At 67.8% G+C, this 26,815-nt stretch carries 13 protein-coding genes; 8 read left to right on the top strand and 5 right to left on the bottom strand.

Features of this window, described 5'->3' with window-relative positions:
• Window positions 1-37: 37 nt before the first annotated feature.
• Entirely contained in the window at window positions 38-2,713 is a 2,676-nt protein-coding gene (locus tag LK540_RS08290) for a M1 family metallopeptidase (protein ID WP_229436703.1), read from the bottom strand.
• A 156-nt stretch (window positions 2,714-2,869) separates the two neighbouring features.
• Between LK540_RS08290 and LK540_RS08285 the strand changes: the two genes are divergently transcribed.
• Complete coding sequence (locus LK540_RS08285) at window positions 2,870-3,496, top strand: glutathione S-transferase family protein (RefSeq protein WP_229436701.1); 627 nt, start codon at window positions 2,870-2,872, stop codon at window positions 3,494-3,496.
• A 140-nt stretch (window positions 3,497-3,636) separates the two neighbouring features.
• Window positions 3,637-3,984, top strand: a complete 348-nt coding sequence (locus LK540_RS08280) for a DUF4870 domain-containing protein (RefSeq protein ID WP_229436700.1) — start codon at window positions 3,637-3,639, stop codon at window positions 3,982-3,984.
• A gap of 61 nt (window positions 3,985-4,045) precedes the next feature.
• On the opposite strand, the gene LK540_RS08275 is transcribed toward LK540_RS08280, so the two are convergent.
• Both LK540_RS08275 and LK540_RS08270 read right to left on the bottom strand, forming a co-directional pair.
• Window positions 4,046-4,918, bottom strand: a complete 873-nt coding sequence (locus LK540_RS08275; RefSeq protein WP_374041340.1) for a CheR family methyltransferase — start codon at window positions 4,916-4,918, stop codon at window positions 4,046-4,048.
• A complete protein-coding gene (locus tag LK540_RS08270; protein WP_229436697.1) occupies window positions 4,906-9,825 on the bottom strand; it encodes a response regulator in 4,920 nt (1,639 codons plus the stop codon). Before LK540_RS08270 ends, LK540_RS08275 begins: the two co-directional genes overlap by 13 nt.
• Window positions 9,826-10,410: 585 nt before the next feature.
• On the opposite strand from LK540_RS08270, the gene LK540_RS08265 reads away from it, so the two are divergent.
• A complete protein-coding gene (locus tag LK540_RS08265) occupies window positions 10,411-11,118 on the top strand; it encodes a LuxR family transcriptional regulator (protein WP_229437128.1) in 708 nt (235 codons plus the stop codon).
• On the opposite strand, the gene LK540_RS08260 is transcribed toward LK540_RS08265, so the two are convergent.
• Window positions 11,093-11,359 carry a helix-turn-helix transcriptional regulator gene (locus tag LK540_RS08260; RefSeq protein WP_229436696.1) on the bottom strand — a complete coding sequence of 89 codons (267 nt, stop codon included), beginning with the start codon at window positions 11,357-11,359 and terminating at the stop codon, window positions 11,093-11,095. The two genes, LK540_RS08265 and LK540_RS08260, sit on opposite strands and share 26 nt — an antisense overlap.
• Before the next feature lie 156 nt (window positions 11,360-11,515).
• Here LK540_RS08260 and LK540_RS08255 point away from each other — a divergent pair, with 156 nt between their 5' ends.
• Complete coding sequence (locus tag LK540_RS08255; protein WP_229436695.1) at window positions 11,516-12,103, top strand: acyl-homoserine-lactone synthase; 588 nt, start codon at window positions 11,516-11,518, stop codon at window positions 12,101-12,103.
• A gap of 276 nt (window positions 12,104-12,379) precedes the next feature.
• On the opposite strand, the gene LK540_RS08250 is transcribed toward LK540_RS08255, so the two are convergent.
• Window positions 12,380-14,494 carry a prolyl oligopeptidase family protein gene (locus LK540_RS08250; protein ID WP_229436694.1) on the bottom strand — a complete coding sequence of 705 codons (2,115 nt, stop codon included), beginning with the start codon at window positions 14,492-14,494 and terminating at the stop codon, window positions 12,380-12,382.
• A gap of 110 nt (window positions 14,495-14,604) precedes the next feature.
• On the opposite strand from LK540_RS08250, the gene LK540_RS08245 reads away from it, so the two are divergent.
• The 4 genes from LK540_RS08245 to recD all read left to right on the top strand — a co-directional run bounded on the left by LK540_RS08245 (window position 14,605) and on the right by recD (window position 26,805).
• Complete coding sequence (locus LK540_RS08245) at window positions 14,605-17,721, top strand: CHASE domain-containing protein (protein ID WP_229436693.1); 3,117 nt, start codon at window positions 14,605-14,607, stop codon at window positions 17,719-17,721.
• Between the two features lie 83 nt (window positions 17,722-17,804).
• Window positions 17,805-21,206, top strand: coding sequence for an exodeoxyribonuclease V subunit gamma (gene recC, locus LK540_RS08240; protein WP_229436692.1), 3,402 nt, complete (start codon window positions 17,805-17,807; stop codon window positions 21,204-21,206).
• Window positions 21,203-24,865: an exodeoxyribonuclease V subunit beta gene (recB, locus tag LK540_RS08235; protein ID WP_229436691.1), complete on the top strand. Its 3,663-nt coding sequence runs from the start codon at window positions 21,203-21,205 to the stop codon at window positions 24,863-24,865. Before recC ends, recB begins: the two co-directional genes overlap by 4 nt.
• Window positions 24,862-26,805, top strand: coding sequence for an exodeoxyribonuclease V subunit alpha (gene recD, locus LK540_RS08230; protein WP_229436690.1), 1,944 nt, complete (start codon window positions 24,862-24,864; stop codon window positions 26,803-26,805). The genes recB and recD overlap by 4 nt, the downstream gene beginning before the upstream one ends.
• Window positions 26,806-26,815: the final 10 nt, after the last annotated feature.

Genomic DNA, 26,815 nt, shown 5'->3' with positions numbered 1-26,815 from the left:
CGAACAACCCCGCGGCCACTGCCCCCGAACGCCAACCTTACATCCCCTTGCGCTTCAACCACCCATCGATCTCCGGCACCCGCTCCCCGCGCACCTTCAACCTGTCCTGGATGGCCGCAACCGCCGTCTCCGCGTCGCGCCGGGCTTCCGGCGCCAGGTTCGCCTCGGCATACCTGCGCACCTTGCCCACCATCTCCGGATCCGACGAGCCCCGCGCCAGCGCCGGGAAGAAGCGGCTGCGCGAGCTGGCGTCGATGCGCTCGTTCACGGCGGCCATGTTGGCCAGCGCGAAGTCGAAGGCCAGGTCCGGGTGGGTCTCGGCCACGGTCGAGATCATCTCCGCCCCAATCGTCTCGCCCGGCTCGCCGGTGATGGCCAGCGCCAGCGCGCGTGCCGCCAGGGCCGGATCGTTGGCGGTGGCCAGCAAGCCGTACATGGTGTCGCGCACCAGCGGCGAGGCTTCGGCGCGGGCGGCGGCGCGCAACCCGTCCCAGGTCGGGGCGTCGGCATGCGCGGCCACGACCGCCAGGATGCTTTTCCTGAGCGCGGCAGGCACGGCCTGCGGGTCGCTCGCCATGGCGGCGTAGCGGCGGCGCGCCTCGCGCAGGGTGGCCGGGTCGCCCAGGTGGCCGAGCACCTCGATCAGTTGGGCGCGCAGGTTGGTGCGCGGCGTGGCCTCGTTTGCAACCGCGTTCCAGCCGATGTCCGCCATCACCGGCGCCAGGCGCGCCAGGGCATAGGCGTCGAAGCGCTTCTGGCCGGCGGGGTCTCCCGCATACTGGGCGTGGATCGCGGCAAAGGTCGCGGCGATGCGGCCCCAGACCTGCGGGTCGGCGCCGGGCGGCGTGGCCTGGGCCAGGTCGAGGAAGCTCGATGCCGGCTGCAGCCCGGCCATGCCGAGCGCCCAGCTGTCGGCCAGCAGGCCGAGCTGGTCGATCGGCGCCAGGCCGGCAAAGGCGCCGGCCAGCTGCGCGAAGGACTTCGGCGCGTACAGGGTGCGGTAGTAGCCGCTCTGGCCCGCGTTCACGACCACGGCGCCGCAGCCGGGCAGGCTGACGCTGCCCTTGCCGCCGGCGACCAGGGTGCGCCCTTTCGCGGCGCCGCCCGCGATCTGCGCGATCACCGGCACGCGCCAGGACAGCGGCTTGCGCGCCGGCTGGTCGCGTGAGAACTCGCCCTGGACCAGCGCCACGGTGCTGCGCCCGTCCTTGCACACCGGGTCGGCCACGCGGATCAGCGGCACGCCCGGCTGCAGCGTGAAGTCGTGGGCGATGGCCGTCACCGGCTTGGCGGCGGCGCGCTCGATTTGCCGCCACAAGTCGTTCGAGACCGTGTTGCCGTAGGCGTGCTCGCGCATGTAGCTGCGTACGCCGCGGCGCCAGGCATCCTCGCCGACATAGGCTTCCAGCATGCGGATCACGGCTTCGCCCTTCGAATAGGTGATCTCGTCAAAGGCCTGGCTGGCCTGCTCCACGGTTTCGACGTGCTGCACCACCGGGTGCGTGGTGGCGACCGAATCGCGCACCATCGCGCCGTCGCGCACGCCCACTGCGTTCAGGGCCGTGTTCCATTCCGGGTGCAGGCGCGCCGTGGTGCGGCTTTCCATCCACGAGGCGAAGCCCTCGTTCAGCCAGAGGTCGTCCCACCAGGCCATGGTGACCAGGTCGCCGAACCACTGGTGCGCCATTTCGTGGGCGGCGGTGATGAAGATTTCCTGCTTGTCGGACTGGGTCGAGATCTTCGGGTCGAGCAGCAGCGCGTATTCGAAGGTGAGCACGGCGCCCCAGTTTTCCATCGCGGAAAAGAACTGGCTGCGGCCCGGGCCGGCCACGTTGTCGAGTTTCGGCAGCGGATAGCGCATGCCGAAGTAATCGTTGTACTCGCGCAGGATCGCCTTCGAGGCGTCCAGCGCAAAGGCGGCCTGCGGCAGCGCGCCGCGGCGCGTGACCACGCCCAGCTCGGTGCCGTCCACGCTGGCGGTGGCGCGCTCGAAGTCGCCCAGGGCGAAGAACAGCAGGTAGGTCGACATCTTCGGCGAGTCGGCGAAACGCACGCGCACGCGGCCGTCGGGCAAGGTGGTGGTGGACGTCACCGGCATGTTACTGACCGCCATCTCGCCGGCCGGCACCGTCGCTTCCAGTGCGAAGCTGGCCTTGTAGGCCGGCTCGTCCCAGGACGGCACCATGCGCCGCGCGTCCGAGTTCTCGAACTGGGTGAACAGGGCGCGCCGCTTGCCGGCCTCGCCGTCGTAGTCCAGGGAAAACAGGCCGGCAGCCTGAGTGCCGACCACGCCGCTGTAGTCGATGGCCAGGCGGTAGCGGCCTTTCGCCAGCGGCTTGGCGAAGCGGAAGGTCGCGGTCTGGGCTTCTTCGTCGACGGCGATGCGGGCGGGCTGTGGAGCGCCGTTTTTCGCAGTCAACGTAGCGCCGGCGAAGGCCAGGTCGGCCGCGTTCAGGGTGATGCTGGACGTCGCCGCCGCGACCTCGAGGTCGATCGCCACCCGGGCCGTGAAGCGCGACGCCTGGGCGTCCGGCACGAGCGCGATGTCGTAGTGCAGCGGACGCACGCCGCGCGGAAGCTGGGTGGTCGTGTTGGCGGCGCTGGCGGATGCGGGTGCTGGTGCAGGTGCGGCAAAGGCGGGGGCGGGGGCGGAGGCGGCCGCGCCGCCGGCAAGGGCCAGGGCGACGGCGAGGGAAATCAGGCTGCGGTACATGAGGTCTTTCGTCGTGGAGCCGGCGGCGGAAGGCGGCCGTGCGCGGGCATCTTGGCCCGAAAGCAGGAAGGTGTCAATCCATCAACTTCGCTGCGCCGTAGGCACAGGCTTGCGCTATGATCTGGCCAGGCAGTCAACAATCAAACAAGGAGACCCATGAAACTGTATATCAGCAGCCATGCGCCGAATCCGCGCCGCGTGAGCATGTTCATCGCCGAGAAGGGCATCACCGGCATTGACACCGTGATGGTCGACCTGATGAAGGGCGAGCACCGCAGCGAGGCCTACCTGGGCAAGAATCCCCTGGGCCGGGTGCCGGCGCTGGAATTCGACGACGGCCGCGTGCTGAGCGAAGCGCGCGCGATCTGCACCTACCTCGAAGGCCTGCATCCGGAGCCGAACCTGATGGGCGCGGACTTCGAGGAGCGCGCCTTCATCGAGATGGCGGACCGCCGCATGGAACTGCACCTGCTGCTGGAAACGGCCAGCGCCGCGCGCCATACCCACCCGGCCCTGGCGGTGCTGGAACAGCCCCAGTTCGCGGACTACGGCGTGGCCCAGGGCGACAAGATGCGCATCACCGCGCGCTGGCTTGACCAATTGCTGGCGCGCCAGGAGTACGTGGCGGGAGACCGCTTCACGGTTGCCGACATCACGGCCTTCTGCGCCCTCGAGTTCGGGCGCGGGCTATTGAGATTCCGGCCGGGCGAGGAAGGCATGACCCAGCTGCAGGCCTGGCGCGACCGCATCGCGGCGCGGCCGAGTGCGCAGGCGTCGAAGTAAGGGGTGGCATGCGCAGCCGGCGAGATAGTCAGCCGGCGGTGATAATTCGATAGTTTCCGTTTTGCAATCGTACGTATAATGGCCCGGATCATCCGGCCTGGCCTGGTGAACCACACCACTACCTATCGAGGAGAAGCAGAATGGAACACACCCCCGTCGCGACGACGCAAACCGGCGACAAGACGCTCGCCATCCTGGTGCACATCGGCGCGATCTTCTTCAGCTGGCTGGCGCCGCTGGTCGTGTACCTGATCAAGAAGGGCAGCGGCGACGAGTTCACGACGGCGAATGCGCGCGAGGCCCTGAACTTCCAGATCACGCTGGTGATCGCCTATGTCGTCTGCTTCATCCTCTCGTTCGTCCTGATCGGCATCTTCCTGCTGTGGATCGTGATCCTGGCTAACCTGATCCTCTGCATCCTGGCCGCGGTGAAAGCCAGCAACGGCGAGACCTATCGCTATCCGATGACGATCCGCCTGGTCGGCTAAGCAGTTTTCCGGGCCGCGCCAGCCGGTGCGGCCTGTCCTTCCCGCATGACACCACCCGCCATCACGCCACCCGCTTGTACCAGGCCGGATAGCCCCTGACAGGCTGGTAGGCCGCCGTGATCGCGTCGCCGGCCCTTAGTTCGCCACCGATTCCCAATACCCCGAAACGCGCCAGGCTATCGTGAAACAGGCGCAGCACGCGCTGGCGCAGGGCGGGGCCGAAGTCGCGCGGGTCGCGGCAGCAGACGATGGCCTGGAACTCGTTGCACGAGGCGTCGGTCGCCAGGCTGTAGCTGGCCCAGGTAATACGCGCGCGCAGGTGCGGCAGCAGGACCGCGCGGCCGTCGCGCACCTCGAAATAATCGGCCACCTGTCCGGCGCCGCCGCCATGCCGGTACTGTTGCTGCAGCGCGGGCAGGGTGGCGGCGTCAAGCGAGGCCGCGCGCATCTCGGCGAGCAGCTCCTCGTTGGCGACCGTGGCAAAGATCTCGGTGCGCGCCAGCACCCCTTCCTCGCACAACAGGATCGCCAGCGTCCAGGCCTGGCCCGCGCCGGCGCACTCGGCCAGCCATACCTTCGGCACCGGGGCCGAGCACAACGACTTTCCCAGCACCTCACGCGCCTCCCTGGCACGCGGCGGGTCGTCGAACAGGGCGCTGTGCTGCACCGCCAGCGCGCGCAGCACGGCGGCCGCGGCGCCGGGTTCGTGCAGCACGCGCTCCTGCAGGCCCGATACCGTAACCAGGCCGCGCTCGGCCATGACGCCGAGCAGCCTGCGCCGCACCAGCGCGCGGTCATGGTCACGGAAATCGTCGCCGTGGCGCGCGTGCAGCGCCTCCAGCAGCAGCGCGATTTCCAGCGCCTCGAGCGCCGGGTCGATCGTCGACCCGGCGCCGCAGGCAGCGGAAGATACCGGTGTGCTCAATGCAGCCACACCCGCATCAGCGACAGCAGCTGGGCCACGTCGACCGGCTTGGTGATGTAGTCCGAGGCGCCGGCGGCGATGCACTTGTCGCGATCGCCCTTCATCGCTTTCGCGGTCAGGGTGATGATCGGCAGCGACTTGAATTTCGGGATACGCCGGATCGCGCGCATCGTGTCGTAGCCGTCCATCTCCGGCATCATGATGTCCATCAGGACGATCTCGATGCTCGGGTCCTTTTCCAGCACCTCGATGCCGTCGCGGCCGTTCTCGGCGAACGACACCTGCATCTGCTGGCGCTCCAGCAGCGACGACAGGGCGAAGATGTTGCGCAAATCGTCGTCGACGATCAGGACCTTGCGTCCGGCCAGGCCGCCGTCCTGGGCGTGGATATCTTCCAGCATCTTGCGCTGCAGCTCGGGCAGCGAAGCGTGCGAGCGGTGCAGGAACAGCGCAGTTTCGTCGAGCAGGCGTTCCGGCGAGCGCGCATCCTTGATGACGATGGTCTTCGCATACTTCTTGAGCTTGGTGACTTCCTTGCGGTTCAGCTCCTGGGCCGTGTAGATCACGATCGGCAGGTCGCGCAATTCGGGCTGCTTGCCGATCTGGTCGAGCAGGTCGAAGCCGGAGATGTCGGGCAGGGTCAGGTCCAGCACCATACAGTCGAAGTGCGAAGCGCCCAGGGCTTCGAGGGCCGACTTGCCGTCGACGGCGGTGACGATGCGCAGGTCGGCGTCGCCGATCAGCGACACGATCGCTTCGCGCTGGGCCATGTCGTCTTCCACCACCAGCAGCGAGCGCTTGCCGCCCATCAGGAACTTCTGGATGCGCGTGAATTCTTCCTGCAGCGCCTCGCGCTCGACCGGCTTGTTCAGGTAAGAGATGGCGCCCTGGCGCAGCGCGCGCTCGCGTTCGCGCAGGGACGACATCACGTGCACCGGGATGTGGCGCGTGCTCGGGTCGCGCTTCAGGCGGTCCAGCACCGTGAAGCCGTCGATGTCGGGCAGGTCGATGTCGAGCAGGATCGCCGACGGCAGGTAGTCGCGCGCGAGCGACAGGGCCGAGTCGCCGCGGTGGGTGACGATCGCCTTGAAGTTTTTCTCGCGTGCGTATTCCAGCACCACCTTGGCGAAGCGGTCGTCGTCCTCGACGATCAGCACCGACGGGTCGCCCGGGGCGATCAGGGCGCGGTCGTCGAGCATCGAGGCGTATTCGACCAGGCCGCCGCCCGGCGCCGGTACTTCGATGGTAGCGATGGTGCCGCCCTCGGTTTCCGGGGTGCCGTAGGCCAGCGGTGCGCTGCGTGCGGCCGGCAGGGCCGGCGGCGCCAGGCGTGCCTGCTGCGGCTGGCGCGTGGTGGCTTCGTAGTTGATGAAGCCGGCGCGGTTGTACGGCAGGTAGAGGGTGAAGGTGGAGCCGGCGTTGACGGTCGACTCGACGCGGATCTCGCCGCCCAGCAGGCGCGCCAGTTCGCGCGAGATCGACAGGCCCAGGCCCGTGCCGCCGTATTTGCGGGCGGTCGAGCCGTCGGCCTGCTGGAAGGCTTCGAAGATCAGCTGCAGCTTGTCCTGCGGGATACCGACGCCGGTGTCGCTGACCGAGAAGGCCAGCACCGCATCCGCATGCAGCAGGTGCGGGTGGTCGGCGGTCCAGCCGCTGGTGACCAGGCTGATGTCGAGCGACACCTGGCCATGGCTGGTGAACTTGAAGGCGTTCGAGAGCAGGTTCTTGAGCACCTGCTGCAGGCGCGTGGTGTCGGTCATCACGGCGGTCGGCAAATTGTCCGCCAGGCCGACCTGGAAGCCGAGGTGCTTGGCTTCGGCCATGTGGCGGAAGGTGCGGTCGACGTAATTGCGCAGGTTCGAGAAGCGGTATTCCGACACGTCCAGCGTGACGGTGCCGGACTCGATCTTCGAGAGGTCGAGGATGTCGTTAATCAGGGTCAGCAGGTCGGAGCCCGAGCCGTGGATGGTCTTCGCGAATTCCACCTGCTTGCCGGACAAATTGCCCTCCGGGTTGTCGGACAGCTGCTGCGCCAGGATCAGGAGCGAATTCAGGGGCGTCCTCAGTTCGTGCGACATATTCGCCAGGAACTCGGACTTGTATTTCGAGGACAGGGCCAGCTGGGTCGCCTTTTCTTCCAGCGCCAGCTTGGCCTGTTCCACCTCGCGGTTCTTGCGTTCCACCTCGATGTTCTGCTCCGAGAGCAGGCGCGCTTTCTCCGCCAGCTCCTGGTTGGTCTGCTGGAGTTCCTGGGCGAGGGACTGCGACTGGGTCAGCAGCGACTCGGTCCGGCTGTTCGCCTCGATCGTGTTCAAGACCACGCCGATCGACTCCATCAGCTGGTCGAGGAAGGAGAGGTGGGTTTCGGTGAAGCGGTCGAGCGAGGCGATCTCGATGACGGCTTTCACCTGCTGCTCGAACAGGATGGGCAGCACCACGATGTTGTTCGGCGGCGCCGAGCCCAGGCCCGAGGACACCACGATGTAGTCGCGCGGGACGTCGAGCAGCCAGATGCGGGTCTTCTCGAGCGCGCACTGGCCGACCAGGCCTTCGCCCGGCAGGAAGGAGGTCGGCAGCTTGCGGCTGGAACGGTAGCCGTAGGAGGCGATCATGCGCAGGCGCGCGTCGTCGTCCTGCGAATCCATCATGTAGAACACGCCGTGGTGGGCCGAGACCAGCGGCGCCAGCTCGGACAAGATCAGCTTGGTCACCGCCTCGAGGTCGCGCTGGCCCTGCAGCAGGCGCGTGAAGCGCGCCAGGTTGGTCTTCAGCCAGTCCTGCTGCGCATTCTTCTGCGTGGTTTCCTTCAGGTTGCGGATCATCTCGTTGATGTTGTCCTTCAGGTAGGACACCTCGCCGCGCGCTTCGACTTGAATCGAACGGGACAAGTCACCGCGCGTCACCGCGGTGGCCACCTCGCCGATCGCGCGCATCTGGTTGGTCAGGTTCGCCGCCAGTTGGTTGACGTTCTCGGTCAAGTCCTTCCAGGTACCGGCCACACCCGACACGTTGGCCTGGCCGCCCAGCTTACCCTCGGTGCCGACCTCGCGCGCCACCCGCGTCACTTCCGACGCAAACGACGACAGCTGGTCCACCATGACGTTGATGGTGTCCTTCAGTTCCAGGATCTCGCCCTTGACGTCGACCGTGATCTTTTTCGAGAGGTCGCCACGCGCCACGGCGGTGGTCACCGCCGCGATGTTACGCACCTGGCCGGTCAGGTTCGAGGCCATGAAGTTGACGTTGTCGGTCAAGTCCTTCCAAGTGCCGCCCACGCCCGGCACATAAGCCTGGCCGCCGAGTTTACCCTCGGTGCCGACTTCGCGCGCCACGCGCGTGACCTCGGATGCAAACGAAGACAGCTGGTCGACCATCACGTTGATGGTGTTCTTCAGCTCCAGGATCTCGCCCTTCACGTCGACCGTGATCTTCTTCGACAGATCGCCGTTCGCCACGGCGGTGGTCACCTCCGCGATGTTACGCACCTGGCCGGTCAGGTTACCCGCCATCGAGTTCACGCCGTCGGTCAAGTCTTTCCAGGTACCCGCCACGCCCGGCACGTTGGCCTGGCCGCCGAGGCGGCCTTCGGTGCCGACTTCGCGCGCCACCCGGGTCACCTCGGAGGCAAAGGAGTTCAACTGGTCGACCATCACGTTGATGGTGTTCTTCAGCTCCAAGATCTCGCCCTTGACGTCGACCGTGATCTTTTTCGAGAGGTCGCCGTTCGCCACGGCGGTGGTCACGTCGGCGATGTTACGCACCTGGCCCGTGAGGTTACCGGCCATCGAGTTCACCGAGTCGGTCAGGTCTTTCCAGGTGCCGGCCACGCCCTTCACCTGCGCCTGGCCGCCGAGTTTACCTTCGGTGCCGACCTCGCGCGCCACGCGCGTGACTTCCGACGAGAACGAGGATAGCTGGTCGACCATCACGTTGATGGTGTTTTTCAGTTCCAGGATCTCGCCCTTCACGTCCACGGTGATCTTCTTGGACAGGTCGCCGTTCGCCACCGCGGTGGTCACGGTGGCGATGTTACGCACCTGGCCCGTGAGGTTCGAGGCCATGAAGTTGACGTTGTCGGTCAAGTCCTTCCAGGTGCCGCCCACGCCCGGCACATAGGCCTGGCCGCCGAGCTTGCCCTCGGTGCCGACCTCGCGCGCCACACGCGTGACTTCGGAGGCGAAGGAACGCAGCTGGTCCACCATGACGTTGATGGTGTCCTTCAATTGCAGGATTTCGCCGCGCACGTCGACCGTGATTTTCTTCGACAAGTCGCCGTTCGCCACGGCGGTCGTCACTTCCGCGATGTTACGCACCTGCGAGGTCAGGTTGCCCGCCATCGAGTTCACCGAGTCGGTGAGGTCCTTCCAGGTGCCGGCCACGCCTTTTACTTGCGCCTGGCCGCCGAGCTTGCCTTCGGTACCCACTTCGCGTGCCACGCGCGTCACTTCCGAGGAGAAGGACGAGAGCTGCTCGACCATGGTGTTTGCCGTTTGCGCCGCGCGCAGGTACTGGCCCTTCAGCGGGTGCCCGTCGACTTCGAGCGCCATGGTCTGCGACAGGTCGCCTTTCGCCACGGCGCCGATGACGCGCGCCATTTCGGTGGTCGGGCGCACCAGGTCGTCGATCAGGGTGTTGACCGAGCTGACGATGGTGCTCCAGCCGCCGACCACGCCCGGCACGTCGGCGCGCTGGGTCAGGTGGCCTTCGCGGCCGACCACGCGCGATACTTCCGTGACGGTTTCGACCATCTTCTGCTTGGTCTCGATGATGTCGTTGAGCGTGTCGGCGATCTTGCCCGAGACGCCGGTCCAGTCGGAAGGCATGCGTACCGAAAAGTCGCCTTTCTTCAGGGCCATCAGCGTCGTCAGCAGGAGCTTGACGTCCAGCTGTTCAGCCATGTCGGTCATGGTGTTCATCGACGGTAAATCCTCGTTGTGGAAAGTGGGGTGGGTGCGGTGTTGTGTGCGGCTGGCGGTTGTGCCGGGCCAGGCGCGCCATGTGGTCGAGCCGCTGGGTTAAGCGTATAGAAACTGTTAAACAGAAAGTATTCAACGATACGCTTGTGCAGGGTCAAGTCAAGTACGCACTGGAAAGTCTTGCATGATTGAAATAATTTTTATACAGGCGCGCGGAGCTTAGCCCAAGCGGCAAACGCATGGCGCACGATTGATTGCTTGCGGTGAACATGCTTCATGCATCGCTGATATAAGCGATGCGCCTGAAATCGTTATCACATGAGAGCAGGGCGACTTCTTGCACGATTGAAATAAGTATTGGACATGACCGTATTACTTGGAGTAAAAATACCGACGGTATCCGGATTTCTCTTATTTAACAAATTGTGTTGCCGGATAACGACCACGAATTCTCACATTCCATCGCTGGGGCTTAATAAATTGCCAGTTTGAATTAAGCTGGCGTGCGATTGGATTACCATCGTGATTTCACATTTCAGTTAGAAGCGAGCACACATGGTCGAGACTGCACAACTGGTGCAGCTGATGGAGATACAGGATCCCGGCGCCTGGAGCCAGATCCTGTTCGGGCTGGCACGCCAGCTCGGCTTCGATCAGGTGCTGTATGGTATGGTCGGCTCGCGCCATGCCCAATTCGAGCGCGCTTTTTTGCGCAGCAATTATTCGTCGGCATGGCGTGAACACTATGATGCCGAGCGCCTGGCCTATGTCGACCCGACGGTCGGCCATTGCCTGAGCAGCACGCTGCCGATCGTCTGGGAACCCGACACCTTTGCCGGGAAAGAGGGGCGTGCGCTGTATGAGGAAGCCTGTGCCTATGGGATTCGTACCGGCGTGACGCTGCCGGTGCACGGGCCGAACGGCGAATTCGGCGTGCTCAGCTTCGCATCGGATGCGCCGGCAAACCAGGACTTCACACGCTCGATCGACCACGTCATGCCGACGCTGACCCTGGTGCGCGATTATGCGTTCGCCTCGGCGATCCGCTTCATGAACAACGGCCTCGGCAGCGAGCCGGTGCCGCGCCTGACCCGGCGTGAGCTGGAAGTGCTCAACTGGGTCATGGCGGGCAAATCGTCTTGGGAAATTTCAAAGATCACCAATTGTTCCGAGGCGACCGTGAATTTCCACCTGGCCAACGTGCGCCAGAAATTTAACGTCAACACCCGCCAGCAGGCGGTGGTGAAGGCGATTGCGCTCGGGCTGATCAGCCCTGAAGATCGCCATCGTTGAGCTTGCCGTTGACGTAGAGCTTCAACAGGATCGCCACCGGGGCCGGAATCGCCAGCCCCGTCTCGAAGCGGCTGCCGCTCGACTGGGTCACGCCGAAGCGGCCCCAGAATTTTTCCTGGCTTTCGCGCCTGCTGATGCGGAACTGGCGCAGGTCCACGTGCGCCGGGCGCGGGGGCTGGTGCAGGGCTGGCTGCAGCTGCGGGCGGGCCAGCATGGTTTCGCTTACGAAATCGTTCGGCATGATGCGGTCTCCTGGTTGTTCGGTAGCAAAACCTCAGTATTCCACTCCCGTACCCCATAGCCCACCTAGCAGAGCTGCTAGTTCCCATGCTGCCCAGATTGCATGACTCTTTATGCGCTTCGCATACTTTTTCATTCACAACACAGGGAGAACAACATGGCACTGCAGATCAATATCGCAGCACGGCGCGAATTCAAATCCCGCGATCTGTGGGAAATGCACACGCTTCGCGCAAAAGTGTTCCAGGGCCGGCTCGGCTGGGAAGTGCCGGTGCTCTCGGGTATGGAGATCGACGGCTACGACGCCCTGGAACCGCACTACATGATGATGCGCGAGCCGGGCGGCGGCGTGCTGCGCGGCTGCTGGCGCATCCTGCCGACCGAAGGCCCCTACATGCTGAAGGACTCCTTCGCCCAGCTGCTGCACGGCCAGCCGGCGCCGTGCGACGAGCACATCTGGGAGCTGTCGCGCTTCGCCATCGAAACCGAGGGCTGTAGCCACTTCGGGTTCTCGGAAATCACGATGGAGTCGATCGCCGCGATCATCCGCTACGGGCACGAGCAGGGGATCGAGCGCTACGTGACGGTGACCACCACGGCGATCGAGCGGCTGCTGCGCAGGGCCGGCGTGGTGACCGAGCGCCTCGGGCCGCCGCTGGTGATCGGGGTGGAGACGGCGGTTGCCTTGTATGTGGATATCGAGCCGACGTGCCGGGTGTTGTTCGATCGGCGGCTGGCGAGTTGATGGGCGCCATGCGCGTCGTGATGACGTTACCGCGGCCCGCAGCACGAACGTAGGGTGGGCACTCCGTGCCCACGCGGTACGCACGTATCCGCAGTCAGCGGCGGGGAGGTGTCGCCCGCAAGGCATGCGATGGCCGCGGGCCGTTGTCGAACGATTCGAGCGACACGTCGCCGCCAACGCAAAATGGAGGCGCACGTACCGCGTGGGCACGGGGTGCCCACCCTACGATATCCACCGTCACGCAAAAAAAGCGCCGCGGGAGCGGCGCTTTCTTCATTACTTCAACTGCTTCAACAAGAACGAATACGTCAACGCCCACATGCGCGCCGCCTGCGCATTGTTGGCCGCGCCGCCATGCCCGCCCTCGGTATTCTCCCAGTACAGGATGTCATGCCCCTGTTCCTGCATCAGCGCCGCCATCTTGCGTGCGTGGCCCGGGTGCACGCGGTCGTCGCGGGTCGAGGTGGTGAACAGCACGCGCGGGTAGTGCTTGTCCTTGAACACGTTCTGGTACGGGGAATACTTCGAGATGTATTCCCACTGCTTCGGATCGTCCGGGTCGCCGTACTCTCCCATCCACGACGCTCCGGCCAGCAGCTTGTGGTAGCGCGCCATGTCGAGCAGCGGCACCTGGCACACCACGGCGTTGAACAGGTCCGGGCGCTGCACCAGCGTGGCGCCGACCAGCAGGCCGCCGTTGCTGCCGCCCATGATGCCGAGGTGGCGCGGGCTGGTGACCTTGCGCGCGATGAGGTCCTGGGCCACGGCGATGAAGTCGTCGTAGGCCTTTTGCCGGTTTTCCTTCAGCGCCGCCTGGTGCCAGCGCGGGCCGAATTCGCCGCCGCCGCGGATGTTCGCCAGCACGTACACGCCGCCCTGGTCGAGCCAGGCATTGCCGATCAAGCCGCTGTACGACGGCTTGAGCGAGACCTCGAAGCCGCCGTAGCCGTACAGGACGGTCGGGTTCTTGCCGTCCATTTTCGCCTTGCGGTCCATGACCACGAAGTAGGGCACCAGGGTGCCGTCCTTCGACTTCGCCTCGTGCTGCGTCACCGTGTAGGGTTTGCTGTCGAAGTAGGCCGGCATGGCCTTCACGCGCTCGCGCGCATCGGCGCCGGCCTCGCCCAGGTAGAGCGTGGTCGGGTTCAGGAAGTCGGTCACGGTCAGGAAGTACTGGTCGGACTCGATGTGATCCAGCGCCGACACGCCCAGGCTGCCGATGCCGGGCGCGGCGACGTCGCGGCGTTGCCAGGCGTTGTCGACGCGGCGCAGCTCGACCACGCGGTTCTTGACCTTGTCGAGCACCGTCAGCAGCAGCGCGTTCTTCGTCACCGCCACGCCGTCGAGCGAGGTGGTGGCGCTCGGCGTGAACAGCGCCTGGAAATCGCGCTCGCCGCGCATGAAGCGGTCGAAGTTCATCGCCAGCAGGCTGCCCTGCGGCCAGGTGCGCCCGCCGGTCGTCCAGGCGGAGCGCAGCTCGACCAGCATCTGGTCGCGCACCGCATAGGCATTCGCGTCGAGCGGCTTGTCGACCTTGACCAGTTTGCCGGCATCAACCAGGAACAGTTCCGAGGTATAGAAGTCGATCTGGCGCGAGACGAAGTCGCGCTCGTAGCCGGGTGTCAGGTCGCGGCTGGCCGAGGCCGACAAGTCGGTGGCGCTGGCCTCGTACACGGTGCGCGCGCTGGCCAGGGGCTGGCCGCGTTTCCATTCCTTGACGATGCGCGGATAGCCCGAGGTGGTCATCGCGTCCTTGCCGAAGTCGGTGCCGACGAATACCGTGTCCTGGTCGATCCAGGCGATGCTGCTCTTCGCTTCCGGCAGCGCGAAGCCGTTCGCGACAAAGGCGCGCGTCTTCAGGTCGAACTCGCGCACCACCTGGGCGTCGCCGCCGCCACGCGAGAGCGACACCAGGCAGCGGTCGCCGCGCGGCTCGAGGCAGGAGGCGCCGGCCCAGACCCAGTTCTCGTTCTCGCTGCGAGCGAGGGCGTCGAGGTCGATCACGGTTTCCCAGTGCGGGTCTTCCTTGCGGTATTCAAGCAGGGTGGTGCGGCGCCAGATGCCGCGCACGTGCTGGGCGTCGCGCCAGAAGTTGTACAGGTAGTCGCCGTGCTTGCTGGCGTAGGGAATGCGCTCCTTGGCGTCGAGGATGGTCTGCAGGCGCGCACGCAGGGCCTCGTGGGCCGCGCCGCCGAGTTCGCGCTCGGCCACCGCGTTGTGCTCGCGCACCCAGGCCAGCGGCTTGTCGCCGGCCACGTCTTCCAGCCACAGGCGCGGGTCGGCCGCACCCGATGCCGGCGCCTGTGCCGGCGCGTCGCCCGCTGTCGCCGATCCTGCGGCCAGTCCCGCGCCCAATCCTGCCGCCAATCCGATCACTAATTTCGCTGCCATTTTTGGCATGTTCGTGTATTTACTGTCGAGCGCCCCCCCGGCGCACTGATCGCGTATATTACCAATGAATTAATCGTACCCATCAGTTAGCGACCTGGCAGGGCAAGGCGATGAATCTTTCGATCCCCCGCAGCATCGGCGCCGCCTTTGGTGCGCGCGGCACCACCCGCATCGTGTCGTGGGCGGCGGGAGCATGGCTGGCGCTGCTGGTCGGCGCGCTGCTGCACATGGGCGCCAGCCGCAACGTCGAGGAAGAAGCGCGGCGCCGTTTCGAGAACCGCGCGCACGCCGCCCAGGAGCGCCTGGCCAATTCCATCAAGTCGTATTCCGAGGTCACGCGCGCGCTGGCGGCCCTGTTCTCGTCGAGCACGACCCCGATCACGCGCCTGCAGTTCCACCGCTACGTGGCGCTGCTCGACGTGCGCGCCAACTATCCGGCCATCGACGCCGTCTCGTTTTCCCAGGAAGTAAAGGACGCCGAGCGCGACAGCTTCGTGGCCGCCGTGCGCGCCGACCGTACGCTGGAACCCGGCGGCTACCCCGAGTTCGCCATCCGCCCGGCGGGCCGCCGTGCCAGCTACAACGTGCTGACCTACATCGAGCCGCCCGAGATGCTGCCCGAGAAGTTCGGCGTCGACCTGACCGCCGCCGGCCCGGTGGCCGAGGCCATGGCGCGGGCGCGCGACAGCGGCGGCATGAGCGCGTCCGGCCACCCGATCCAGGTGGCGCTGCCGGCGCCGCACATCGCGCTCGGCATGCGCGCCCCGGTCTACCTGGCCGATGCCGCCCCGACCGACGTGGCCAGCCGGCGCGCCGCCTATGCCGGCGCGGTGGGGGTGGCATTCTCGGTGCAAGCCATGGTCGAGCGCGCGCTCTCCGGCCAGCAGGGGCCGGCCCTGACGCTGTCGCTGTTCGCGGCCGGCCAGGGCAGCGGGGTGGACAAGGCGGCGGACAAGGCGGCGGACAAGGCGGCGCAGAGCCCGCGGCTGGCGCTGGCGCCGGACGACCGCCTGCTGTCCGGCGACGCCGGCGTGCGCACGGCGCGGCGCGACGACACGCGCTTTGCCACCGTGCTGCCGGTCGACTTCAGCGGCTCGCTCTGGAAGGCCCACTTCAGCGCGCGCAAGAGCGAGCTGTATTCGCCTTTCGACCGCTGGTTCCCGTGGCTGGCGCTGGCCGGCGGCTTCCTCGGGACCCTGCTGGTGTACAGCCTGTTCCTGTCGCTGTACTGGTCGCGCCGCGGCGCGATCGACCAGCGCACCCTGCTCGACACCGTGCTCGACAACCTCGACGCCTACGTCTACATGAAGGACCGCGACCGCCGCTACCGCTACGTGAACGCGAAGATGGCGCTGGCCCTGGGCCTGCCGGCCGAGGACATCGTCGGGCGCCTCGACCGCGAGGTGATGCCCGTGGCCCAGGCCGACGCCGCCTGGCAGCGCGAGCGCAACGTCTTCGACGGCACCCGGCGCGCCAGCCAGGTCGGCGTCGAGCTGCCCGACGGCGCCACCCTGCAGCTGTGGGAAGTGAAGGTGCCGGTGCGCCTGGAGGGCGACGTCAGCGGGGTGCTGTGCGTGGCCACCGACGTCACCGAGCTGCACCAGCTGAAGGCCCAGGCCGATGCGGCGAACCAGGCGAAGAGCGACTTCCTGTCGAACATGAGCCACGAGATCCGCACGCCGATGAACAGCATCATCGGCATGACCCACCTGGCACTGAAGAACGCGCCCGACCCCAGGCAGCGCGACTACCTGGAAAAGATCTACCACTCGGGCCAGCACCTGCTCGGCATCATCAACCACATTCTCGACTTTTCCAAGATCGAGGCCGGGCGCCTGGAGCTCGAGCAGCTCGAATTCCGCCTCGACACCCTGATGCAGGGCCTGGAAACCCAGCTCGGCGAAGCGGCCGCCGCCAAGGGCCTGCGCCTGGAATTCGACATCGCCCCGGAACTGGCGCGGCCCCTGCGCGGCGACCCGCTGCGCCTGGAGCAGGTGCTGCTCAACTTCACCGGCAACGCCATCAAGTTTTCCGAGCGCGGCAGCATCGTGATCCGCGCCCGCTCGCTGCGTGCCTTCGGCCACGAGACCCTGGTGCGCTTCGAGGTCGAGGACAGCGGCATCGGCATCGCGCCCGAGGAATTGGGCCGCCTGTTCACGTCCTTCCACCAGGCCGACCCCTCGACCACGCGGCGCTACGGCGGCACCGGCCTGGGCCTGGTGATCAGCAAGCAGTTGGCCGAGGCCATGGGCGGCGAAGTCGGCGTCGAAAGCACGCCGGGGCGCGGCAGCACCTTCTGGTTCACGGCGCGCCTGGGCCGGGACGAGCAGCCGCGCCGGCGCGTGGAGCAGGCGGCGCCGAGCGCGCCGGCGCGCCTGGACGGGCGCAGCATCCTGCTGGTCGAGGACAACGTGTTCTCGCAGCAGGTCGGGCGCGAGCTGCTGGGCGAGGCCGGCGCTACGGTGGTGGTGGCGAACAACGGCGCCGAGGCCCTGGTGCAGATGTACCGCCAGATGTTCGACTGCGTGCTGATGGACGTGCAGATGCCGGTGATGGACGGCTTCGAGGCCACGCGCCGCATCCGCGCCGACCCGCGCCTGGCCGACACCGTGGTGATCGCCATGACCGCGAATGCCGGCGTCGAGGACCAGGCGCGCTGCATGGCGGTCGGCATGAACGACTTCCTCACCAAACCGGTGGCGCCGGAACACCTGGCGGCGACCATCGCGCGCGCGATCCGGCGTGGCGGCGCGGCGCAGGCCGCCGTCACCGCGCCGGATGCCCGCATGCCCGATACCCGTACGCCGGAAGCCCGTACGCCGGAAGCGGCGCCCGCGCCGCGCGGCGAGGGGCCGGCCGAGGGTGGCGCCGTGCCCCTGCTGGACATCGCCGTGCTGGCCGCCACCTTCGGCGACAACCCCGACAAGCTGCGTAAATATGCCTTCATGTTCCTCGACAGCGCGCGCGAAGGCCTGGCCGAGATCGACATCGCGCTGGCGTCGAGCGACCTGGAACGCGCCGGCGCGGTGGCGCACCGCCTGAAGTCGTCGGCAAGGGCGGTGGGCGCGATGGCCTTCGGGGAGGTCTGCGCCGAGCTCGAGCAGCAGCACGCGCGCGGCGCCGTGGCCCAGGCGCGTGCCCTCGGGGCCCGCCTGCGCAGTCTGTTTGCACGCCTGGAGCGCCAGGTCGCGGCGGAACTTGGCGCGCGCGCGACGGATCATCGCTGAAGCACCGGCCGCCTTCCGCCGGCGGGGCAAAAAGAGTATGCTGTGGCGCCGAACTGCCCAAGCATACTGCGCCCACTTTCACCATGTCCTCGACTATCACGCCCGGCCTGCTGATCCTGCACGGCAACCAGATGGAAATGCTGCGCGAAGCCGTCTTCGACTGGCTGCGCACGCACCCGCTCGGCGCCCTGGAACAGGAAACCATCCTGGTGCAGTCGAACGGTTTCGCCGAGTGGCTCAAGATCGCGCTGGCCCAGGACCTGGGCGTGTGCGCCGCCACCCGCGTGGCGCTGCCGGCGCGCTTCCTGTGGGAAGCCTACCGCGCCACCCTCGGCCGCGAGCGCGTGCCCACCCGTTCGCCGTTCGACAAGGACCCGCTCACCTGGCGCCTGATGCGCCTCTTGCCGACGCTGCTGAAGGAACCCGTGTTTGCGCCGCTGACCCACTTCCTGGGCGACGGCTGCCCCGAGCGGCGCCTGCAGCTGGCCGAGCGCCTGGCCGATTTGTACGACCAGTACCAGGTGTACCGCGCCGACTGGCTGACGGACTGGGAGATCGGCCGCGACCAGTTGCGCCGCGCCGGCGGCGAGCCGGTGCCGCTGGCCGCGGACCAGTGCTGGCAGGCGCGCCTGTGGCGCGCGGTGCACGAGAGCGTGCCGGCCATGCAGCGCGGCACCGGGCGCGCCGCCATCCACGAAGTCTTCGTCTCGGCGATCCTCTCGGGCGACCAGCCGAAACACCGCCTGCCGCGCCGCGTGGTGCTGTTCGGGATGTCGGCCCTGCCGTACCAGACGCTGCAGGCGATCGCCACGCTCTCGCGCCACACCCAGGTGCTGCTGGCGGTGCCGAATCCCTGCCAGTTCTACTGGGGCGACATCATCGAGGGGCGCGAGCTGCTGAAGGCGGCCCATAAACGCCATCCGGAACGCGGCGGCATCGACCTGGCCGCGCTGCCGATCGAAGAACTGCACACGCACAGCCACCCGCTGCTGGCGAGCTGGGGCCGGCAGGGGCGCGACTTCGTGCGCATGCTCGACGAATTCGACAACGAGGAAGGGCGCCCCGAAACCGCCGGCATGACCAAGCTGCGCATCGACCTCTTCTCCGACGGCCAGGGCGAGACCCTGCTGCAGCAGGTGCAGGCCGCCGTGCGCGACCTGCTGCCGCTGTCCGAGCACCCGCAGATGCCGCCCGAGCCCGAGGACCGCTCGATCGAGTTCCACGTCACCCACAGCACCCAGCGCGAAGTCGAGGTGCTGCACGACCAGCTGCTGGCGATGTTCGCGCGGGATGGCACGCTGCGCCCGCGCGACGTGGTGGTGATGGTGCCCGACATCGACACCTTCTCGCCGGCGATCCACGCCGTGTTCGACCAGCACCGCAGGAACGACCCGCGCTACATTCCGTTCGAGATCGGCGACACGCGCGACCGCAGCGTCAACCCGCTGCTCGTTGCACTGGAATGGCTGCTGCGCCTGCCGCAGCAGCGCTGCCGCCAGAGCGAGGTGCGCGACCTGCTCGACGTGCCAGCCGTGGCCACCCGCTTCGGCCTGCATGAAGACGATTTGCCCACGCTCGGCCACTGGATCGAAGGCGCCGGCGTGCGCTGGGGCCTGGACGGCGAACACCGCGCGGGCCTGGGCCTGGGCGCGGCCGGCGAACAGAATGCCTGGATCTTCGGCGTGCGGCGCATGCTGCTCGGTTACGCCAGCGGTGCCGGTGCGCGCTATGGCGACATCGAGCCCTATGCCGAAGTCGGCGGCCTGGACGCCGCCCTGGCCGGTTCGCTGGCCCAGCTTGTGGAAAGCCTGCTGGACTGGCGCGCGCGCCTGGCGCAGCCGCGCACCCCTACGGAGTGGGGCGCGGAGGCGCGCGAGCTGCTGTCCACCTTCTTCGACGGCCGCGAGGAAGGCGACCGCCTGACCCTGTCGCAATTGAACGAGGGCCTGCAATGCTGGCTCGAAATGGCGGAGGCGGGCGGCTTCGACGAGCCGGTGCCGCTGGCCGTGCTGCGCGAAGCCTGGCTCAGCCAGATCGACCAGCCGACCCTGAACCACCAGTTCGTCTCGGGCGGCGTGACCTTCTGCACCCTGATGCCGATGCGCGCCGTGCCTTTCCGCGTGGTGTGTTTGCTGGGCCTGAACGACGGCGACTTCCCGCGCCGCGCGCCGCAGGCCGACTTCGATTTGCTGGCGCTGCCCGGCATGCACCGCCCCGGCGACCGCTCGCGCCGCGACGACGACCGCTACCTGATGCTCGAAGCCCTGCTGGCCGCACGCGACAAGCTGTACATCAGCTGGGTCGGCCGCAACGTGCGCGACAACAGCGAACAGCCGCCGTCGGTGCTGGTGTCGCAGCTGCGCGATTACCTGAAGCTCGGCTGGCACCTGGACCTGCACGACATCACGGTGGAGCACGCGCTGCAGCCGTTCAGCCGCCGCTATTTCGAGGAAGGCGGCCTGCTGACCTATGCGCGCGAATGGCGCGCGGCGCACGGCGCGCAAGAGGGCGGCGAGGCCGGCGATTTGCCGCCCTACGAACTCGATTCCGAGTTCCGCCTGAAGCTGTCGGACCTGGCCAGCTTCCTGAAGCAGCCGGCGCGCTACTTCTTCCGGCGCCGCCTGGGCGTGATGTTCGGCGAGGCCGAGGTGATCGGCGAGGACGAGGAACCATTCGCCCTCGACGCCCTCGAACGCTACTTCCTGGAAGACAGCCTGCTCGACGACGCCGGCAAGCCCGAGGAGCTCGATGAAGTGCGCACCACGCTGGACGCGCGCGCCGAACGCCTGGCGCGCGAAGGCGTGCTGCCGATTGGTCTCCTGGGCCGCCAGTGGCAGGAGCAATTAGTCGAAGGCCTGGTGCCGGTACGAAGCGCCTGGCTGCGCCTCGGCGCACGCTTCCCGCAGGCGGCGCCGAAGCTGGCGGTGAGCCTGGAGCTTGGCGGCCTGCTGCTCGATGACTGGATCGACCGCCTGCGCAGCAATGGCGAGCAGACCGCCTGGCTGATGCAGATTTCCTCGAAGGTGCTCGACAAGACCGGCAAGCCGCGCGGCGACAAGCTGATCGTGCCCTGGCTGCGCCAGCTGGCCGCCGGCGCGGCCGCTGCGGCAGATTCCACGCCCATCACCGGCTACCTGGTGGCGCGCGACGCGGTGATCACGATGGCGCCGATCGACAGCGCCGCCGCCCGTGACGAGCTGGCGAACCTGGCGCGCCTGTGGCGCCGCAACCTGGACGCGCCGCTGCCGCTGGCGTGCAAGACCGCGCTGGCGTCCGTGCAGGACGGCGACGCGCGCGCCGTGTACGAAGGCGGCTTCGAGGTCTCGGGCGAGGTGGCCGACCCGTGTCTCGCGCGCCTCTGGCCCGATTTCGCTTACCTGACGGCGGGCGGCAACTGGCCTGCATTGGCGGATGAATTGTATGGCGGACTGGCGCGCTGGCTGGAGGGCGTGAAGATCACCAAGTTGGATGGAGAAGAAGCATGAGCCAGCTGCTCGACCCCCTGGCATTTCCGCTGCACGGCTCGCGCCTGATCGAGGCCAGTGCCGGCACCGGTAAAACGTGGACCATCGCCGCGCTCTACCTGCGCCTGGTGCTGGGCCATGGCGGCGACGCGGCTTTTGTTCGCCCGCTGCTGCCCTCGGACATCCTGGTGATGACATTCACCCGCGCCGCCACGCGCGAACTGTCGAACCGGGTGCGCGAGCGCCTGGTGCAGGCAGCGGCTTACTTCCGCGGTGAGCTCGAGCACGACGATCCGGCGCGCAAGGACCCTTATTTGCGGGATTTGGCTGCGAGCTTCGCCGACGACAGCGAACGCGTCGTCGCCGCCCATCGCCTGGTGCTGGCCGCCGAAACCATGGACGAAGCGGCGATCTTCACCATCGACGCCTGGTGCCAGCGCATGCTGCGCGAGCACGCGTTCGACAGCGGCAGCCTGTTCGACGAAGAGCTGGTGAGCGACGAGCGCGCCCTGTTCGAGGACGCCGCCCACGATTACTGGCGCCAGCACGTCTACCCTTTGAACAGCCACGCGCTGGCCGCGGTGATCGATACCTGGCGCGACGTCGAGGCATTGAAGGGCGCGGTACGCGACCTGGTGGGACGTACGGCGGTGCTGGGTGCGCCTGATCCGGAACCGCTGGCCGCCCTGGTGGCGCGCGTGCAGCGCAGCCAGCAGGCGGAACTCGCCCGCCTGAAAAAAGGCTGGACCGAGCGCGCCGACGAGATGGAACGCTGGATCGCCGGCCAGCGCGACCTGAATCCCAAATGCTTCAACGGCAACAAGATGCGCGCCGATTCGCTGGTCAAGTGGTTCGACGCCTTGCGCGCCTGGGCCGCCGACCCGGCCATGCTGGCACCCGACGCCGACAAGTTCAGCGAGACCGCCTGGAAGCGCCTCACGCCGCACGGCATCGAGGACGCCTTCAGCAAGGGCTTCAGCGCCGAGGTCCCGGGCTGCTTCGACGGCACCGAAGCGCTGCGCGCGGCACTCGATGCGATCGACCCGCTGGCCCACGCGCTGCTGCGCCACGCCGCCGGCCACATCGCCGCGCGCATGGCCGAATTGAAGCAGCGCACGCGCCAGTTCGGCTTCGCCGACATGCTGGTGCGCCTGAAGGATGCGCTGGAAGGCGCGAACGGCGAGGCCCTGCGCCGCCGCATCGTCACCCAGTACCCGGTGGCGCTGATCGACGAATTCCAGGACACCTCGCCCGACCAGTACCGCATCTTCGACCTGCTGTACCGGGTGGCCGCGAACGACCCGGAGCAGGGCCTGTTCCTGATCGGCGACCCCAAGCAGTCGATCTACGGCTTCCGCGGCGCCGACATCCACAGCTATTTGTCGGCGCGCCGCGCCACCGCGGGCCGGCACTACCAGCTCGGCACCAACTACCGTTCCACCGAAGCCCTGGTGCAGGCGGTGAACCGCATGTTCGACTACGCCGAGCGCGACATGTCGCATCCGGGCCATGCCACCGGCGCCTTCCGCTTCCGCAAGGGCGAGGAAAATCCGCTGCCGTTCGAGCCGGTCGATGCGGCCGGCGGCAAGGCGCAGCTGGTCGGCGTCGACGGACCCTACCAGGCGCTGACCATGAGCGCCACCGCGCGCGAAGACATGAAGGCGGACGAGTACCGCGCATTCTTCGCCCACCACTGCGCCGAGCACATCGTCAAGCTGCTGAACGACGAAGCGGTCGGCTTCGATGACGGCGAAGAATTCAAACGCCTGCTGCCGGCCGATATCGCCATCCTGGTGCGCGACCGGCGCGAAGCCGCGGCCATCCGCCAGGCCCTGATGCGGCGCCGCGTGGCCAGCGTCTACCTGTCCGACAAGGACTCGGTGGTGGAAAGCGAAGAAGCGCAGGACGTACTGCGCTGGCTGCACGCGGTGGCCAATCCGCTCGACGGCGCCCTGGCGCGCGCCGCGCTGGCCACGCGCACGGCCGGGCTGCCGCTGGCCGAACTGGCGCTGCTCTCCAGCGACGAAACGGCGTGGGAAACCCGCGTCGAGCAGCTGAAGAATCTGCACAACTGCTGGCAGCGCCAGGGCGTGCTGGCCATGCTGCGCCGCTTCATCCACGAACTCGGCCTGCCGGCGCGCCTGCTGCGCGAACCCGGCGGCGAACGGCGCCTGACCAACCTGCTGCACCTGGCCGAGCTGCTGCAGGAAGCGTCAAGCCAGCTCGATGGCGAGCAGGCCCTGATCCGCTGGTTCGCCGAACAGGTGGAAGGCCTGGGCGAGGGCGGCGACGAGCGCGTGCTGCGCCTGGAAAGCGACGCCGAGCTGGTGAAGGTGATCACGGTGCACAAGTCGAAGGGCCTGGAGTACCCGCTGGTGTACCTGCCGTTCGCCGTCACCGCGCGCAAGACCGAGCGCCGCAACCGCACCTTCTTCGACTATGTGGACGAGGAGGGCGGGCGCAAGATCGACCTGGCCCTGTCGGATGCGGCGCTGGAAGCGGTGGACCGCGCGCGCCTGGAAGAAGACCTGCGCCTGCTGTACGTGGCGCTGACCCGTGCGCGCCACTTCCTGTGGCTCGGCGTGGCGGCGGTTGCCGCCGGCAGGAAGGGCGAGAACCGCCTGCACGAGTCGGCGCTCGGCTACCTGCTCAGCGGCGGCAACGCGGTCGCGGTGCCGCACCTGGCCGAGCACCTGGAACGCCTGCGCGGCGAATGCAGCGGCATCGAACTGCATACCCTGGAAGACGACCTGGATGGCTGCACCATGCTGGAGCGCGTGGAAACGCGCGCGCCGCTGGTCGAGCCGGCGCCGTTCGACGCCCATTTCGAGCGCAATTGGGCGGTCGGTTCCTTCACCTCGATCACGCGCCACACCACGGCGCCGCCGCAGCGCGCCGCCGAGGAAACGCTGCTCGAAGAGGAAGAAGTGGCGGTCGCCGCCCCGCGTGGCGAAGACGCTCCCTGGCACCGCTTCCCGCGCGGCTCGGTGCCGGGCAACTTCCTGCACGAGCAGCTGGAATGGATGGCCCAGGAAGGCTTCGCCGTCGACGACCCGGGCTTCGAGTCGCGCCTGGTCCAGCGCATCCAGCGCGCCGGTTGGGGCAACCGCCTCGACGACGCCCTGGCGTGGCTGCGCATGATCGCCACCACGCGCCTGCCGCCGTTCGGCGCCAGCCTGTTCGAGATCGAGGCGCCGCTGCCGGAGATGGAGTTCTGGTTCCCGAGCGAGGAGCTGGCCATCGGCGAACTCGATCGCCTGTGCCGGCGCCGCCTGCTTGGCAACGTCGCGCGCCCGACCCTGCCCGAGCGCGCCCTGCACGGCATGCTGAAAGGCTTTGCCGACCTGGTGTTCGAGCACGAGGGCCGCTACTGGGTGCTCGACTACAAGTCGAACGCGCTTGGCACCAGCGACGCCGCCTACACCAAACGCGCGATGGAAGAGGGCATGGCCGGCCACCGCTACGACATCCAGGGTGCGATCTACATGCTGGCCCTGCACCGTTTGCTGAAAAGCCGCCTCGGCGACAACTACGACCCGGCCGAACAACTGGGCGGCGCCGTGTTCCTGTTCCTGCGCGGGATCGCCAACACCGCGACCCACGGCTGCTATGTGCTGGAGCCGGACCCCGTCCTGCTCGACGGCCTCGACCGCCTGCTTGCGAATGGAAGTTTCGAATGACAGAAGAAGAAAAAATCGGCGCCCTGTGGCTGGAAGTGGCGCGCCTGACCGAGGCCGGCGAACTGCGCCGCCTGTCGGGCGCCTTTGCGCGCTTTGTTGCCTCGCTGGGGTGCGCATCGACATGTGCTTCGCCGGCGATGCTGCTGGCCGCCACCGTGCTGTCCGAACTCGAAGGACGCGGCCACAGCTGCCTGCAACTGAGCGACCTGGCCGGCGACCCGGCCAGCCTGCTCGGCTGGACCGGGGAGCAGTGGCAGGGCCTGGCCGTTACCGTGGCGCCGCTGCCGAAGACCGCCAAGGCCTGGGCCAGCCAGATCGCCGCCTGCGAACAGGTGTGGAAGGTGGGCGACCTCGATTACGGCGAGCCGTTGGTGTTCGACGGCGAGCGCCTGTACCTGCGCCGCTACTGGCGCGACGAAACCGTGGTCGCGGCCAGCATCCGCGCCCGCGCCGCCGGCACCCGGCCCGTGGACACGGCCAAGGTCCATTCCTGGCTCGACCTGCTGTTCTTCTCGCAGCGCGCCAGCGAACAGCCGAACTGGCAAAAGCTGGCCTGCGCCGTGGCCCTGCGCGGCTCGGTGGCGATCATCACCGGCGGCCCCGGCACCGGTAAAACCTACACGGTGGCGCGCCTGCTGGCGCTGCTGTTCGCCACCGCCCCGGATGCCGCGCGCCAGCGCATCGCCCTGGCCGCGCCGACCGGCAAGGCCGCCGCGCGCCTGAAACAGTCGATCGACAAGGCCTTGAGCGAGCTGGCCGAACGGGTGGGCGAAGCGCTGCCGCTGCGCCAGCTGACCGAGCGCATGGGCGCTGCCCGCACCCTGCACAGTTTGCTGGGTGCGCGGCCCGACACGCGCTCGTTCGCCCACCACGCCGGCAATCCGCTCGACGTCGACGTCCTGATCGTCGACGAAGCCTCGATGGTGCACCTGGAGATGATGGCCAGCCTGCTCGATGCGCTGCCGCCCGGCGCCATGCTGGTGCTGTTGGGCGACAAGGACCAGCTGGCATCGGTGGAAGCCGGCGCCGTGCTCGGCGACCTGTGCCACGACGCCCAGCGCGGCGGCTACAGCGCCGAGACCGCGGACTACGTGCGCCGCGCCAGCGGCGAAGCGCTGCCCGCCGAATTCCTCGGCAGCGCCGGCCCGCTGGCCCAGCAGACCGTGATGCTGCGCCACAGCCGCCGCTTCGGCGGCCCGATCGGGCAGCTGTCGCTGGCCGTGAACGCCGGCGATGCGGAGGAGGCCGAGACCGTGCTGCGCAACGGCGACGCGGCGCAAGTGCGCTGGATCGAGCGCGCGCACCAGCACCACGTGGTCAACCTGGCGCTCGAGGGCTACCAGCCCTACCTGGAACTGCTGGTGGACCGCCCCGAGGGCAGCGCCCACGAGGACTGGGTGCGTTCGGTGCTGGGACGCTTCGAGGCCTTCCGCATCCTGTGCGCCGTGCGCGAAGGCGAGTGGGGCGTATCCGGCCTGAACACCGCCATCGAACAGCGCCTGGAAGCGGCGGGCCTGCTGCGCCGCGGCGGCGAGTGGTACGTCGGGCGGCCGGTGATGGTGACGCGTAACGACTACGGCACCAGCGTGTTCAATGGCGACATCGGCCTGACCCTGAGCGACCCGGCCCGGCCGGGATCCTTGCGCGTGTACTTCATGGAAGGCGACGCCGTACGCTCGGTGCTGGCCACGCGCCTGCGCAATGTGGAGACGGCGTTCGCGATGACGGTTCATAAATCGCAGGGCTCGGAGTTCCGCCATACAGTGCTGGTGCTGCCCGAAGACCGGCACGGCATCCTGACGCGCGAGCTGGTGTACACCGGGATCACGCGCGCGAGTGCGGAGTTCACGCTGGTGTCGCCGACCGGGTCGGTGCTGGCGGAGGCGGTGGCAAGGCGCACGCACCGGGCCAGTGGCTTGCGCAATTTGATCGAGCGCTGAACAGCCGGGG

This window comes from Massilia sp. IC2-278, from assembly GCF_020708045.1.
GTDB lineage: Bacteria > Pseudomonadota > Gammaproteobacteria > Burkholderiales > Burkholderiaceae_D > Telluria.
This window is presented reverse-complemented; position numbering and strand designations above follow the sequence as displayed.

Bases quoted from the DNA above. Each gene is read 5' to 3' on its own strand.
- LK540_RS08290 (WP_229436703.1), bottom strand. From the start codon at position 2,713: ATGTACCGCAGCCTGATTTCCCTCGCCGTCGCCCTGGCCCTTGCCGGC.
- LK540_RS08285 (WP_229436701.1), top strand. From the start codon at position 2,870: ATGAAACTGTATATCAGCAGCCATGCGCCGAATCCGCGCCGCGTGAGC.
- LK540_RS08280 (WP_229436700.1), top strand. From the start codon at position 3,637: ATGGAACACACCCCCGTCGCGACGACGCAAACCGGCGACAAGACGCTC.
- LK540_RS08270 (WP_229436697.1), bottom strand. From the start codon at position 9,825: ATGAACACCATGACCGACATGGCTGAACAGCTGGACGTCAAGCTCCTG.
- LK540_RS08265 (WP_229437128.1), top strand. From the start codon at position 10,411: ATGGAGATACAGGATCCCGGCGCCTGGAGCCAGATCCTGTTCGGGCTG.
- LK540_RS08260 (WP_229436696.1), bottom strand. From the start codon at position 11,359: ATGCCGAACGATTTCGTAAGCGAAACCATGCTGGCCCGCCCGCAGCTG.
- LK540_RS08255 (WP_229436695.1), top strand. From the start codon at position 11,516: ATGGCACTGCAGATCAATATCGCAGCACGGCGCGAATTCAAATCCCGC.
- LK540_RS08250 (WP_229436694.1), bottom strand. From the start codon at position 14,494: ATGGCAGCGAAATTAGTGATCGGATTGGCGGCAGGATTGGGCGCGGGA.
- LK540_RS08245 (WP_229436693.1), top strand. From the start codon at position 14,605: ATGAATCTTTCGATCCCCCGCAGCATCGGCGCCGCCTTTGGTGCGCGC.
- recC (WP_229436692.1), top strand. From the start codon at position 17,805: ATGTCCTCGACTATCACGCCCGGCCTGCTGATCCTGCACGGCAACCAG.
- recB (WP_229436691.1), top strand. From the start codon at position 21,203: ATGAGCCAGCTGCTCGACCCCCTGGCATTTCCGCTGCACGGCTCGCGC.
- recD (WP_229436690.1), top strand. From the start codon at position 24,862: ATGACAGAAGAAGAAAAAATCGGCGCCCTGTGGCTGGAAGTGGCGCGC.